14 protein-coding genes are annotated in these 12,781 nt (G+C 49.5%); 7 read left to right on the top strand and 7 right to left on the bottom strand.

Annotated elements, in window-relative coordinates:
* Positions 1–186 precede the first annotated feature (186 nt).
* The 3 genes from ACI0FJ_RS04720 to ACI0FJ_RS04710 form a co-directional block, all read right to left on the bottom strand.
* On the bottom strand, positions 187–1,122 hold the full coding sequence (locus tag ACI0FJ_RS04720) for a bile acid:sodium symporter family protein (protein ID WP_424299705.1): 936 nt from the start codon (positions 1,120–1,122) through the stop codon (positions 187–189).
* Between the two features lie 67 nt (positions 1,123–1,189).
* Positions 1,190–2,101 carry an ATP-binding protein gene (locus ACI0FJ_RS04715; protein ID WP_424299702.1) on the bottom strand — a complete coding sequence of 304 codons (912 nt, stop codon included), beginning with the start codon at positions 2,099–2,101 and terminating at the stop codon, positions 1,190–1,192.
* A gap of 59 nt (positions 2,102–2,160) precedes the next feature.
* Positions 2,161–2,361, bottom strand: coding sequence for a hypothetical protein (locus tag ACI0FJ_RS04710; protein WP_424299699.1), 201 nt, complete (start codon positions 2,359–2,361; stop codon positions 2,161–2,163).
* Positions 2,362–2,765: 404 nt separating this feature from the next.
* Between ACI0FJ_RS04710 and ACI0FJ_RS04705 the strand changes: the two genes are divergently transcribed.
* The 3 genes from ACI0FJ_RS04705 to trpS all read left to right on the top strand — a co-directional run bounded on the left by ACI0FJ_RS04705 (position 2,766) and on the right by trpS (position 4,887).
* Positions 2,766–3,143 (top strand): response regulator, encoded by a 378-nt coding sequence (locus ACI0FJ_RS04705; RefSeq protein ID WP_424299697.1) that lies wholly within the window; start codon positions 2,766–2,768, stop codon positions 3,141–3,143.
* A 93-nt stretch (positions 3,144–3,236) separates the two neighbouring features.
* Positions 3,237–3,881, top strand: coding sequence for a site-2 protease family protein (locus ACI0FJ_RS04700; RefSeq protein ID WP_424299694.1), 645 nt, complete (start codon positions 3,237–3,239; stop codon positions 3,879–3,881).
* A 13-nt stretch (positions 3,882–3,894) separates the two neighbouring features.
* Positions 3,895–4,887 carry a tryptophan--tRNA ligase gene (trpS, locus tag ACI0FJ_RS04695; protein WP_424299691.1) on the top strand — a complete coding sequence of 331 codons (993 nt, stop codon included), beginning with the start codon at positions 3,895–3,897 and terminating at the stop codon, positions 4,885–4,887.
* 100 nt (positions 4,888–4,987) lie between these two features.
* On the opposite strand, the gene ACI0FJ_RS04690 is transcribed toward trpS, so the two are convergent.
* From ACI0FJ_RS04690 to ACI0FJ_RS04675, 4 genes are all read right to left on the bottom strand, one after another.
* Positions 4,988–5,803, bottom strand: coding sequence for a DUF4198 domain-containing protein (locus tag ACI0FJ_RS04690; protein ID WP_424299688.1), 816 nt, complete (start codon positions 5,801–5,803; stop codon positions 4,988–4,990).
* Positions 5,804–5,885: 82 nt separating this feature from the next.
* On the bottom strand, positions 5,886–6,209 hold the full coding sequence (locus ACI0FJ_RS04685; protein WP_424299685.1) for a hypothetical protein: 324 nt from the start codon (positions 6,207–6,209) through the stop codon (positions 5,886–5,888).
* Entirely contained in the window at positions 6,206–8,692 is a 2,487-nt protein-coding gene (feoB, locus tag ACI0FJ_RS04680) for a ferrous iron transport protein B (protein WP_424299682.1), read from the bottom strand. The genes ACI0FJ_RS04685 and feoB overlap by 4 nt, the downstream gene beginning before the upstream one ends.
* Positions 8,689–8,916: a FeoA family protein gene (locus ACI0FJ_RS04675; protein ID WP_424299679.1), complete on the bottom strand. Its 228-nt coding sequence runs from the start codon at positions 8,914–8,916 to the stop codon at positions 8,689–8,691. The genes feoB and ACI0FJ_RS04675 overlap by 4 nt, the downstream gene beginning before the upstream one ends.
* A 115-nt stretch (positions 8,917–9,031) precedes the next feature.
* Between ACI0FJ_RS04675 and ACI0FJ_RS04670 the strand changes: the two genes are divergently transcribed.
* The 4 genes from ACI0FJ_RS04670 (at position 9,032) to ACI0FJ_RS04655 (ending at position 12,571) form a co-directional block, all read left to right on the top strand.
* The gene (locus tag ACI0FJ_RS04670; RefSeq protein ID WP_424299676.1) at positions 9,032–9,919 is read left to right on the top strand and encodes a DUF1007 family protein; all 888 of its coding nucleotides are present in this window, start codon (positions 9,032–9,034) and stop codon (positions 9,917–9,919) included.
* Between the two features lie 128 nt (positions 9,920–10,047).
* Positions 10,048–10,860: a nickel/cobalt transporter gene (locus ACI0FJ_RS04665; RefSeq protein ID WP_424299673.1), complete on the top strand. Its 813-nt coding sequence runs from the start codon at positions 10,048–10,050 to the stop codon at positions 10,858–10,860.
* A gap of 59 nt (positions 10,861–10,919) precedes the next feature.
* Positions 10,920–11,789: a radical SAM protein gene (locus ACI0FJ_RS04660; protein ID WP_424299670.1), complete on the top strand. Its 870-nt coding sequence runs from the start codon at positions 10,920–10,922 to the stop codon at positions 11,787–11,789.
* A gap of 521 nt (positions 11,790–12,310) precedes the next feature.
* Positions 12,311–12,571: an FmdB family zinc ribbon protein gene (locus ACI0FJ_RS04655; protein WP_424299667.1), complete on the top strand. Its 261-nt coding sequence runs from the start codon at positions 12,311–12,313 to the stop codon at positions 12,569–12,571.
* Positions 12,572–12,781: the final 210 nt, after the last annotated feature.

Here is a 12,781-nt window from a genome sequence, read left to right as displayed (position 1 = left end):
TTTTGTATGTGAGGTGTCTTCTGTTCCCTCAATAGACTATTGGTACAAACACGGGACTGTGATCCTCGGTGTGCGCATTAAAAAAGATGTACAACCGCTCTTTTTAGTACGGGAATGTCAATTTGCAGTAGCGTATTCTCTGGCGGGTGTCCAACAAGCGGGGGAGAACAGGACGTTCTTTCAGGATTATTTGCTTTGGAGATTGCCAGCTCGCAGTTCCCATATTTTGATCATGATGATTCCGGCAAGGTTCTGCTCAAGACTGAATATTGCCCCCGGCAATGCGGCTGCAGCACTGAAGAACTTATTGGCCAGGGCCACCCCTAGCCCGGAGTTCTGCATGCCCACTTCTATGGCTACGGTTCTGGCGTCGCGTTTGCTGCTTCCTGCCAAGCGAGCCAGCCAGTATCCCAGGGAGAGGCCGGAAAGGTTGTGGACAATGACTGCCGTTATGATGGCAAGCGGAAAGGCGAGTAGGGTTTTCTGGCTCAATCCCACGACGCAGGCTACCACCATGGAGATGGTGATGATGGAAATGGAAGGAAAGATGTCCAGAAGGGGTTTTATTTGGGTGCGGAGCAAACGGCGTAAAATAAGCCCGTCGATAAGAGGAAAAACGACGATCCAGAATACGGATTCCGCCATGGGCAGGAATGCAATGTCGACCTTGGTTTTGAAAAGAAGGTAAATGATAGCAGGTGTAAGCAGTGGCCCCAAAGTTGTGGAAACAAGCGTCATAACTACGGACAAGGCAACATTTCCACGGGCTAGATAGGTCATCACATTGGAAGCTGTGCCTCCCGGACAGGCGCCGACAATACCAACACCGATGGCAATTTCCAGAGGAAGGTTGAAAATTTGATTCACTGCCAATGCTATGAGGGGCATGACCGTAAACTGCAGCAGCACGCCGAGGCCTACCAGACGCCACTTGGGAAAGACCTCGGCAAAATCCTGAAAATCCAAGGCCATTCCCATCCCGAACATGATAATGCCGAGTCCGATTGGAATATGGGGCTGGATCCAAGTGAAAAGAGCCGGATTGAACAGGGCTGCGCCTGACATGAGCAGGGCGATGACAAGAAAATATTGTTCAACGAACCGGCTGATGGTTTGAAGCATGATGTCTTGTTTCCGTTTTCCCCGGTAATGGGGGCAATACCATTCTCCGGGGTAGAGCGGTGAAGGATTATTCTTCGGGCGCAGCCAACCGGGCTCGCAGTGAGCATACACCGCATGTGGGAACAGGGGAGGGCATGCCACATTCCTCACATTGCACAAGCTCGCCAAGGCGTTCTTCATGGGCGGCTTCAGCAAAGACAGGACGGGCTTTCTTTAAAAAATTGTCGTAGAAGAGGATTTTGGCTCCCGGTCGATCGTGCTCCAGGTTTTCCATGAGCATTTTATGTCCGGTAAAAGACGCTCCGGGGCTGTATGGGCAGCCTGCGCTGTGATAGTCGATGCCCCGAAGGAAGGCGTAGTTTGCCGTTTCAAATTCTGTGAGCCGATACAGAGGTTTGACCTTGCGGATAAAACCATTTTCTGCCGGAAGACTGGGATTTTGGTGCCCAAGGTATCCCACATCCCAGCGAAGGGCGTTTGCAAACAGGCGTGCGACTTCATCGTCCAAGTTGTGACCGGTGGCGAGAACATCGAATTTGCCTTCTATCCCTGCCAAGTTGAAATAATGTCTTTTTATTTTTCCGCAGACCGAGCAGATGGGGCGGCGAACACGACGTTTGACCTCAGGAATTGGCAAACCTTCCTGTTCCATGTTTTTTACGATCAAAGGAAAATCGTGTTTTTGGCAAAATTTTTCAACAACATTCAGTACGACTTCAGAGGAGCCGGGAATTGCCAGGTTTACGTGCAGTCCGGTGACATTATATCCTTGGCGCGCCAGTTCATACATAAGGGCAAGGGAGTCCTTGCCACCGGAAAGGCAGACGAGAATTCGTTCATCGCGATTGAACATTTTGTGGTGCCGGATGGCTTTACTGACCTGGCGTGAGAAAAATTCAAAGTAACAGCTTGGGCAGAACCCTGCGTTATGGCTTGGCAGTCGGACTTGGGCCAGTGCCTTGCAACTCCGGCATTTCACTATAGGGTCTCCTTGGAAAGTTGAGGCAGTATGTTTTCAGGATCTTTGAAAAATGAGAGCTAGCCTTTTGAGCGCACAGCTCGTACTGCGATTGTCTCACCGTTGAACAACTGACGATCTGGGGTCAGCAGTTCTTTGCCGTCTCGTATGACAAGTACTGAGGTTGCTCGTTCGCCTATTTTATTAAGTAACTGCTGCACCGTATTAAGTTTGTCAAAGGTCAGCGTTTCGTTATCCGGTTCCCTGATTACGGTGATCATATCTCTGGTTTCTGCTTGGTCTTTATGAGTTGTAAAAACTACCTGGGGCAGGCAAGGGGCATGAAAAGCCAATGAAAAGAAGTGGCTGTCGGCAATCAGTTGTTTCTCCCCGCCGTGTTTTGCGGCGGGAGGGACTATCGAACGGATAATTTCCTACCTTTTTCATGGATGAACATCAAGACATGCGGAGAGGCTTTTGTTACCGTATATCTCAGGTTGGATTTGGACACGGAGTTATAGCTTTCATCATATGGACGTCGTTTTGACTTGCAAAAAAAATAAATTACACTCAATACTAGAGTATTCGATGACGCTGGGAAAGATTTCGGTTTCCGGTTGACCGAGATACTGTTTTCTTTCATATAATATTGCTGGACAGGCTTGTTTAATATGCGGAGGCTGCCATGAGTAAGAAAAAAGTTCTGGTTGTAGACGACGAAAAGCATATTCGTATGCTTTACCGCGAGGAACTGGAAAGCGAAGGATACGTCGTTGCGACCTCCAACGGCGAAGAGGATATCCTGGAACTGCTCAACAGGGAAAAGCCCCAGGTTGTTATTTTGGACATTAAGCTTGGTGCCAACCGGTCCGGACTTGATCTGCTGCAGGAAATTCGTGGGCAAGACCAGGACCTGCCTGTTATTTTGAGCACGGCATACGATTCGTTTCAGCATGACCTCAAATCCATTGCCGCAGATTATTATGTGGTGAAATCCGTAGAGTTGACGGAACTTAAATCCAAAGTCGACTTGGCCATGAAAAAGGCCTTGGCCCGAAAATAATGCTACTCTTCTCCCTGCACCTGAATGGTGCAGGGAGGGTAAACCCCATCCAAAGAGCTTGCCCTCCGCATAAGAAACTGCTAGCCGCTGTTCATGTTCTCATTTGATCTTGCTGCAACCATCAGGGAAATTGCCCTTATTCTGCCTGGGTTTCTTCTGGCCATAACCTGCCACGAAGCAGCTCACGGTTTTGCTGCCTATCTGCTCGGCGACCCTACCGCAAAGCAGGCCGGGCGTCTTACTCTCAACCCCCTCAAGCATCTCGACCTTATGGGAACCTTGCTTTTGGTGCTCACCCGGATGATCGGATGGGCAAAGCCAGTTCCCGTAGATGCCAGGTATTTCAGAAATCCCGCCCGCGGTATGATGCTGGTGGCTTTGGCAGGGCCCGCAGCTAATATGCTTGTTGCTGTATTACTTGCCGGGCTGTTTCGTCTTAGCGCCAGCATACTCGTGTCCGGGGTGAGTCCAACCATGCAGTCCGTGCTTTATCCTTTGGCACTCATTTGCAAGCAGGGGGCACTCATCAGCCTGGTGCTTGGATGCTTTAATCTTCTTCCCATTCCTCCCCTGGATGGGAGCAAAATTTTGGCTTGGCTGTTGCCTTTAAACATGGCTTATAAATTTCTGCGTTTTGAACGCTATGGGTTCATTATAATAATTTTACTTGCGGCTACAGGCCTTCTGGGAAAGCTTTTGTGGCCCATGGTTCAATTCGTCGGAAATATTCTGCTGTAAAGGTTTCTACGCAATGATTAAACCGGAGAACCGTATTGTATCAGGTATGCGTCCCACGGGACCGCTGCATATAGGCCACTATTTCGGTGCCATCCGCAATTGGGTGGAACTGCAAAAGGAATACGAGTGCCTTTATTTTGTGGCAGACTGGCATGCCCTGACCACGGATTACGCCGATTCCCGTCGAGTGAAGGGCTTTGTCCCTGAGCTTGTCATAGACTGGATAGCCTCCGGACTGGACCCGGAACAATGCGTTATTTACCAGCAGTCTCAGGTGAAAGAAATTGCCGAGATGACTCTGATTCTTGGTATGATCACCCCGACCGGTTGGCTGGAGCGGAACCCCACATACAAGGAAGTCCGGCAGGAATCCAATAAGGATTTGAGTACGTACGGATTTTTGGGGTATCCTGTTCTGATGTGCACGGATATCATCATCCATCGTCCCCAATGGGTTCCTGTGGGACAGGACCAGGTGCCGCACCTGGAATTGACTCGGGAGATCGTCCGTCGTTTCAACTCGTATTACGGCGATCTTTTCCCTGAACCCGCAGCAAAGTTGACGGAGACGCCCAAACTTCCTGGACTGGACGGGCGTAAGATGAGCAAAAGTTACGACAACTCGATTTATCTTAAAGATCCGATCGACGAAGTTCGCCCCAAGGTTATGAGCATGCTCACGGATACGGCTCGTATGCGCCTGAAAGATCCAGGCAACCCGGATAATTGCAACTTGTATCCATACCTTGACCTGCTTTGCGGCAATGATGTCAAAGCCGAGGTTTGCGATGGATGCACTTTGGCAACACGTGGATGCGGTGAATGCAAGAAACTGCTGGTTGAAAAAATCGCAGAGTTTCTCGAACCGATTCAGGCTCGTCGTCGTGAGCTGGAGAATGATCCAGACAAAGTGCAGGACATCCTGAAGCAGGGAAATGAAAAGGGACGTGAAAGCGCAGCCAGTACAATGGATAAAATGCGCAAGCTCATGAATCTGGATTTTTGATTCTGTAATAAGCTGAAATAATAAACCGCCGCCAGGTTTCCTGACGGCGGTTTTTTTATGCGAAGCAGGTACGTTCTGCTTTCATCGAGTGGCTTTTAGCCTATTTGGGGGATGTGGCCTGAATCCAAATGACGGCGTCCTGGGAAAGTTCCTTGCCCTTGAAGGTTTTGTCCGGGCCGGAACCTAGTGCGCAAAATCCCCACCAACCAGCGAAAGGAGGCGTAAACGTCAGCACGCCGTTGGCATCCGTAAAGTGGACCATGGTGATGAAGTGGTCTGAGGGAGGGGTGATGTTTTCTTTTTCGGCAAACTTGTTGTTTTTCATGTCCGGGGTGTAGTTCATGTACTCGATTTCCACCTCGGAGTTGGCAACCGGTTTGCCATTGGAGAGAAGAAGGGCGCGGAAAGTCATACCGGGGTACAGCGCGTAGGGGCGGTCGTAAGGTACCCACTCGGTTTTGAGACCGTCAGCTTCGTTCCAGTCCGAAGGCACGCCATCACCATTGGTGATGACTTTGGTGATCTGCTGAATATAGATATCTTCGCTTTTTTCGTAGTAAGGTGCGGGAACGAGTATGAATTCATAATCGCCACCACGTGTCTTTACTGTGCTTTCAAAGGCTTCGGCAGAGTTGGTGCTGCTGGTCCATTTGATGGGCTTGAGCGTATCCAGCAAATCTTTTTTCTTCCCTTTATGGATGACGTAAAAAGCTTCCGGCTTCTGCATGGTCATGACATGCCCGGATTCTGCAGGATGGGAAAAGACGATCTTAAAATCCATCGTTCCCATTTTGAGCATGTCAGGTGTGTAGACCATCTGAAAGTGGGCCTGAGCAGCTGAAGACATGGTGAAGATCAATGCCAGGGCCATCAGAGGCAGTATTGCCAGGGAAGGAAAGAGGGTTAGTCTACGCATTGTTTTCTCCTAGGTGATTTTGGTTTTCTTTATCACTAGTTGGGCAGAGGGCTTCAGCCCCCTGCATTATTCCCAAGGTCTTTTACTCGACGATGTTCTTGCTTTCGACCAACACTTCATGCCCTTCGCCAGCATAAAAACGGACCGTGTAGTCACCAGCAGGCTTTTTAAAGGAGAATTCGCTGAATTCATTCATCTTGCCTTCCTCCAGCGTCTTTTTCGATGCATCGAGAACCGTCATTTGAACACCTGCAGCTGATGAACCATCAGAGAATCCGCCTTCGCATGTGATGGTGCCATCGCCATTGTCGAAACAATTGCACAGGGGGGTATGAGCCATTGCTACGGAGGCAGTTGCCAGAAGGGCCATCAGGGCCAGGATTGCGGTGAATTTGCATTTTTTCATGCGTGCATCTCCTTGTTGGGTAATGGTTGCGGTGATGGGGAAGGGTTATATAATCCTGTCGCCAGGGTTACAGCTACGGCCAGAGCATAGAATGCGCCCATAGCCTGCAGGCCGTTAAGTCCAAAGAAAACTCCTCCTGAGTAAACCAGAGTGGCCACTCCAAGTCCTAGAAACATCTGGTAGCAAATGGAAAAGGCCATCCACTTCCAAGATCCGGACTGGATTTTAACCATAATCGAAGTGGCAATGCAGGGCGGATATAAAGCCATGAACAACATTAAAGCCAATGCGTGCAACGGGGTAAAACCGGTGCTGGAGTCCTGAATTCTGGAATCAAGGGACTGGTTGGCAACGTCTGAGGTGTAGAGTGCGCCAAGGGTAGAAACTGTACTCTCTTTGGCGGCAAACGCAGCCAGCAACGATATATTCACTTTGGCGTCGAATCCGGCGTACTTGGTGATAGGGGTCAGGGATTCGCCCAATCGACCCAGAAAACTCGAATTCAGTCGCTCCTTGTGCATGGTCAGCCGTATTTTTTTACGTGTCTTGATCACACCCCGCATTGCCTGTTTGACTTTCTTGGCGTCTTTGTCTGCTTTGGCGGGCTTGAGCAATGCCGCAAAGGTGGGATTCTGCTGCTGATATTCTTCAAATATTTTGTTTGCAGCCTCCTGGTCTGTAACTCCCATACGTGCTTGTTTGTAATTTTCACTGTACAGAATAAAGCGGCCAAGGCCGTCCTTGGAGAGTGCAGGGGCGTATATATTGCCGGAGCCGATTTTCTTTTCAAAGGTGGTCACGGCACGGTCCCATTGTTCCTGATATTTCCCTATATTTTCCTGCGTAATTCCTGGGTACTGCAGAAGGGCGAAGATAATGACTGAAACCGCTGCCACAATGGTGACGATTTTTTTGAGGAACAGCCAGGTCCGTTCCACGGCACGGCCAGCCACAGTCCGTAAGGTGGGAATGTGATATGTCGGCATTTCCATGAGGAATGGTGCAGTTTCTTTGTCCTTGAGCAGGGTGAGACTCAGAATCTTGGCAACCGGGAGTGCCATGAATATCGTCACCGTTGAAATGAAAAACATGGCGAGTGTTTTGGTCTGGCTGAAAAAAGCGGAGATCAGCAGGACGTAAAGCGGTACTTTCGCCAGGCAGTTCATCATCGGGACGATTAGAATTGTGGCTATACGGGCGCGCTCATCAGGAATGCCTTTGGTTGCCATTACGCCTGGGACCGCACAACCACCCATGTATATTCCGCCGAGAATGAGCGGCAGGGTCGATTGTCCGTGCAGACCAAAGTTTCGAAACAGCCTGTCCAGCATGAACGCCATGCGTGGCATGTAACCGCTGTCTTCCAATATAGCGATCAGCCCGAAGAGTATTAGAAATATAGGTATATATGTTAACAGAGCAATCATGCTGTCCATAAACCAGATCCCCAGTGATCTGATCATTGGGTCTTCAATCATTCCGGCATTTGGCAGCAGCGAGAGAATGCTTGCCTTGGCAGCAAGAAGCCAGCCGATGAGGGGCTCGGTAAGCTTGTAGCCTACGTCGATAGCGAGGTAATAGAGCAGGAGAATCACACCCAGCATGACCAGTGGCCCTAAAATTCTGTGGCAGACAATGGCGTCGATGCGGTCCGAAAAGGTGTCGCCTTTATCATCTGTACTGTGAGTGCATTCTTGGGCGAGAGCGTCTGCCGTTTCGTTGCGGCAATGGGCAGTATGTACTTCCGGATCCAAGTCGTATGCTGCTTCAAAGGCTTCTCTTTCGCGGGCAGCGGTGGAGAGAATATCGTCCGGAGCAGGGATATATTTGGATATCAGTTCGCGTACTCCTGCATCGTTTTCCATGAGTTTGATGGCCAGCCAGCGGTGGGGCACATCTGTCTCAATGCCCTGGAGCGCTTGCTCCAGTGTGTCCAGGTGTGGCGTCATGGGGCCGTAGTCGACCCGCATAGAGGGTACCTGAGGATTTTCGGAAGCTGAAACTATAGCGCTTGCGGTTTCAGCAACGCCTTCTCCTTTTTGAGCATTGGATCCGACAACAGGGACTCCCAGTTGTTGGGAAAGTTTGGGTAAGTCGAGTTTGGCACCACGTTTATTTACAATATCCATCATGTTCGCCACCAGCACCAAAGGAACACCCAATTCCAGAAGCTGCAGGCTGAAGGCCAGTCCACGGCGAAGATTGGATGCATCCAGCACGTTGGTGACGACCGAGGGGTGCTCATTGAGGATAAAATCACGGGCAACCCGCTCTTCCAAAGAGTAGGAAGTAAGGCTGTATGTCCCGGGAAGGTCAATAAGGTCGACTTTGCGTCCTTCATGGACGAAGACGCCCGCCTTTTTCTCTACGGTAACGCCTGGATAATTGGCTACATGCTGACGTGCGCCGGTGAGCATGTTGAAGAGTGTCGATTTGCCGGAATTGGGTTGACCGGCCAAAGCTGCCAGAATGGGCTTACTCATTTGTCGTCTACCTCCACCTGTCTGGCTTCTTCATGTCGGATGCTGAGGAGACTTCCATTGATCATGATTTCAACTGGATCCAGGAGAGGAGCATTCCTCAAAACTTTTGCCCGAACTCCAGGGTGAAATCCAAGGTCCATAAGTCGCCTTCCAAGGCAGCCTTTGGCCCGTAGTTTCCGTATGCAGCATTGTCTGCCAGGGGGAATGTCGCTCAACAAGGTCATCTGCGTCTCCTTGTTTGTATATGAGTATGGTTGTGATAATCAATTTCAGCAATCAGTGGTTGATACATATCTTCATTTTTAAAATCAATAGAAAAAATGAACCATAAGATGATGAGTGTACTTTGTTGGGCGTGTTGTTGCTTTAAAAGTAGGCATACTTTTTTTATTTGAGGATGCCCTGAGCGGGGATTTGAAGGGTGTATTGCAGTCATTTTATATACATTGTATTGGGGCCTTCCAAACAATAACAACAGGAATTTACATGCGATTCTGTATTTCTTGGCGGGGTGGGGCGTGCCTTCTAGTTACTTTATTTCTTGTCCTTTTGGAGAGCGGGCACGCTTTTGCTCATCCCCATGCCTTTGTAGAAACTTACTTGACTGCTGTTTTTGATGAAAAAGGGTTGGCTGGGGTTCGGCAAAAATGGCGGATGGACCCCATGCTGACTGTTACAATCCTGGATTTTATACATGAAAATCATGACGGGAAATTGGATGAGGCTGAAATTGAAGCTCTTCGGACAAAGAGTTTCAGTTTGCTGAGTGAGTATGACTACTTTACCCATGTCCAGGTAGACGGGAAAATGCAGCAGCTGCAAAATGCCATGGATTTTGACGCCTATCTGGAAAAGGGGAAGATGGTCTATGAGTTCTTTCTTCCGTTAAACATCGAGGCCGGAAAGAAATTTCATACGGCAGCTGTGGCATCGTACGACGTCACATTTTACACTTGTTTGTTTGTATGCACACCAGGTAGCGACGGAGCTGGAATCGATCCTCTTGCAGATCCACAGTTCGCAGCAAATAACGCTCCAGCCAATCCAGGGGACTTTGATAGATTTAAGGATGAGGTGGGGCTGGACGACTCGCAAGGAGGGATCAGCCTCCAAGGGCTGACAGACAGGTTCATAGTTGAGACAACTATGGAAGAAGTTCCCAGCATGGCATATTTTCATGGGCAGATTATCCCAAGTGCTGCAATTATCAGGTTCAAACTCAAATGATGCGTATCCTTCCGCTTTTTTTGTGCATCTGTATGTGTTGTATCACTGTCACAAAAGGCTCGGCACAGGGCAATCCATTCACTTCCGCGCGTTCAGCTTCGGAGGGGCAGAAGGGACTGAGAGCGAAGGTGTCCGGTAATGATATACCGCTTCCTTCCTTTGTCAGCCATGCCATTCATGTTGTTACTCGGTGGCAGTTGGTAATTCGCAACACCATGGCGGATAAGGCGGATGATATTATTGCCCATCCTTACGGGCGGTCCTTTTGGATTTTTATAGCGCTCGCTTTTGCTTATGGTTTCATCCATGCGTTGGGGCCGGGGCACGGAAAAGTATTGGCGGCTGGGTATTTCATGACCCGCCCCGGCAGAATATGGCTGGGACTGCTGTTTGGATTCCTTACTATGGGATTCCATGTGCTTTCGGCATCCGTTCTTGTGGTTGGCGGATATTGGCTCTTGGGGGGAGGGAATGCATTGTCTGGGGCAGGCGCGTTGTATCTGGAGCCTGTAAGCTTTGGACTTGTTGCATGCCTAGGCGCTTTTATGATTTTCGATACGCTGTGGGATATGCTGGTGGCGGGGAAAAAAGAACTAGAGTCATCAGAGGGATCATCTAAAGGGAACGGCCGGCTTTGGGCCATGGCACTGGCTGCAGGCTTGGTTCCATGCCCTGGAGCGGCAATGGTGTTGATTTTTGCAGTCACTTTGGGGATTGCACATGCCGGGTATGCTGCCATGGTTGCCATTTCACTCGGTATGGGATTAGCCCTTTCGGGAGTTTCTGTCGGTACGGTCTTGTTTCGGGGAGCGATACTTGCCACCATGACCAACCATGAGTTGGCGTATCGTTTGCTGCATAGAGTCTTGTCCCTGTTGGGAGGACTCATTGTTTTCTTTATGGGTGGCATACTGATGCTAGGGAGCCTGCATTTGGGCTGAATTTTCCAGGACGTTTTTCTCCTGTTTTCTTCGTTTGAAATTCCGGTTATCTTTCCTGCATGGATTACCAAGGTCGAATTATTCGTCCGCCAAGTGAGGCGGATAGCATCCTACTCCAAGTTACTACGGGATGTTCCCACAACAAATGTGCTTTTTGCGGTGCTTATAAAGACAAACGCTTTTCCATAAAACCGGATGCGATTGTTCTGGATGACCTTGCCTATGCCGCCGAACACTATGCCTTTGTGCGCAGGCTTTTTTTGTGTGATGGCGACGCTCTGATAATTCCCCACGCAAAATTGATCAGCCTGCTGGAAACCATTCGGAAGAGGCTTCCGCAGATTACACGCGTGTCCTCTTATGCAAGCGCCAAGGCGTTGGCAATGAAGTCCGACGCACAGCTGAAGGAGCTGCGTAGCGCGGGGTTGGGCACCGTTTATATCGGCTTGGAGTCGGGAGACAATGTGACTCTTGAGGCCATGGGCAAACACGGCTCAGCCTCGGATATCGTGCTCCAGGGGCAACGAGCGGGCGAAGCTGGAATGAAGCGTAACGTTTCCGTGATCCTTGGATTGGGGGGAACAGCTAGATCTATGGAGCACGCACGGGCAACAGGCAGAGCCTTGAGCAAGATGAATCCGGAACAGGCAGCGGCTTTGACCCTTATGCTTGTTCCCGGGACCCCTTTGTTTGCAATGGCTGAAGACGGCCGTTTTGAGTTGCCTGATAGCCAGGGAATGTTGCGAGAATTGTATGAGTTGGTTGTTCACACCGAGCTGAGCAAAGGACTCTTTTTTGCCAACCATGCCTCAAATTACCTGCCCATTAGTGCTCGATTTCCTCGTGATAAGCAACGGATTCTCCGGCAGATTCAAAATGGTCTTGCTGGGGAGGAGATGCTTCGACCAGACTCTTTGCGCCGGCTGTAAAGAATAGATTTTTTTTTGAGCCTTGTTTTTTGTTACGTTATTACTTATATATGAAACAGGATCGAGATAATTTGAATCCAAGGCTGCAAATTATGGGAATTTTCCGATCCATATGCAATGTATGCTCCCATCGTGACAAAGCGCTGCTGACGCTTGCTCAGAAAACACTGACAACGCTTCGGTGCCCATATTGCGGGGGGAAGGTTTCTGTGCATAAGTATGCAGGGGAAGTGACAGTGTACTGCCGAAGTTGTCCTTACCACGCAGAGTCCTTCAATTACCACCAGACTCCATACAGAGATTCTTTTTTGTAGAGCGTATCTTGGAGAGATGAGTAGTCGGGAATTTGTAGATATTTGTTTCAAAGAATTTTGTTGCCCTAGTATGCGGAGTATTGAGACTTTCGTATCTGGGGCTTTTTTTGATCGGTCAGCTTGACATCCGCGTGGTGCAAGGTAAATCTACGACTTTGCCTTCAATTGCCGTTTTCAAAATAGCCAGTAAACGCCTGGAGCGTAAAAATGCCTCTGTATGAATATGCCTGTCTTGAGTGCGCACATGAGTTCGAGGATTTTGGTCCGAGTGATGCTGTTGAACACCCCGCCTGCCCCAAATGTGGCGGAAAGTCCAAACGGCTCATCTCTGCGACTTCTTTCAAGACGGGGCGGACAACTCCGTTTTCCGGTCTGGACAGCGTAAAAATGATGCATCCAGCTGCCCGTCCCAAACACTTGAACACGACGGCGCCATGTGCTGCCGGTAAGTGTCCCTCGAAGTCGTAGCTTTTTTCCCTATTTATTAAAAAAGCCCGGTTCGTTCTGCGGACCGGGCTTTTCTTGTGGTGTGCGCAAAGGCTTTTACTACCGTTTTCTCTTGGCCTTTTTTCGAAAGATTGCAAAGAGAAAAATACCGGTAGCAACCATGGATATTCCCTGTGGGTACTCGCCTTTGACCAAAGCTGTGATACCGAAACCCAGTCCGAAAATTGGATA

Source organism: Desulfovibrio sp. 7SRBS1, assembly GCF_049723905.1.
Lineage (GTDB): Bacteria > Desulfobacterota > Desulfovibrionia > Desulfovibrionales > Desulfovibrionaceae.
This window is presented reverse-complemented; position numbering and strand designations above follow the sequence as displayed.

Coding starts and splice junctions, on each gene's coding strand:
- ACI0FJ_RS04700 (WP_424299694.1), top strand. CDS start 3,237: ATGTTCTCATTTGATCTTGCTGCAACCATCAGGGAAATTGCCCTTATT.
- ACI0FJ_RS04685 (WP_424299685.1), bottom strand. CDS start 6,209: ATGAAAAAATGCAAATTCACCGCAATCCTGGCCCTGATGGCCCTTCTG.
- ACI0FJ_RS04710 (WP_424299699.1), bottom strand. CDS start 2,361: ATGATCACCGTAATCAGGGAACCGGATAACGAAACGCTGACCTTTGAC.
- ACI0FJ_RS04675 (WP_424299679.1), bottom strand. CDS start 8,916: ATGACCTTGTTGAGCGACATTCCCCCTGGCAGACAATGCTGCATACGG.
- ACI0FJ_RS04690 (WP_424299688.1), bottom strand. CDS start 5,803: ATGCGTAGACTAACCCTCTTTCCTTCCCTGGCAATACTGCCTCTGATG.
- ACI0FJ_RS04660 (WP_424299670.1), top strand. CDS start 10,920: ATGGATTACCAAGGTCGAATTATTCGTCCGCCAAGTGAGGCGGATAGC.
- ACI0FJ_RS04705 (WP_424299697.1), top strand. CDS start 2,766: ATGAGTAAGAAAAAAGTTCTGGTTGTAGACGACGAAAAGCATATTCGT.
- feoB (WP_424299682.1), bottom strand. CDS start 8,692: ATGAGTAAGCCCATTCTGGCAGCTTTGGCCGGTCAACCCAATTCCGGC.
- ACI0FJ_RS04655 (WP_424299667.1), top strand. CDS start 12,311: ATGCCTCTGTATGAATATGCCTGTCTTGAGTGCGCACATGAGTTCGAG.
- trpS (WP_424299691.1), top strand. CDS start 3,895: ATGATTAAACCGGAGAACCGTATTGTATCAGGTATGCGTCCCACGGGA.
- ACI0FJ_RS04720 (WP_424299705.1), bottom strand. CDS start 1,122: ATGCTTCAAACCATCAGCCGGTTCGTTGAACAATATTTTCTTGTCATC.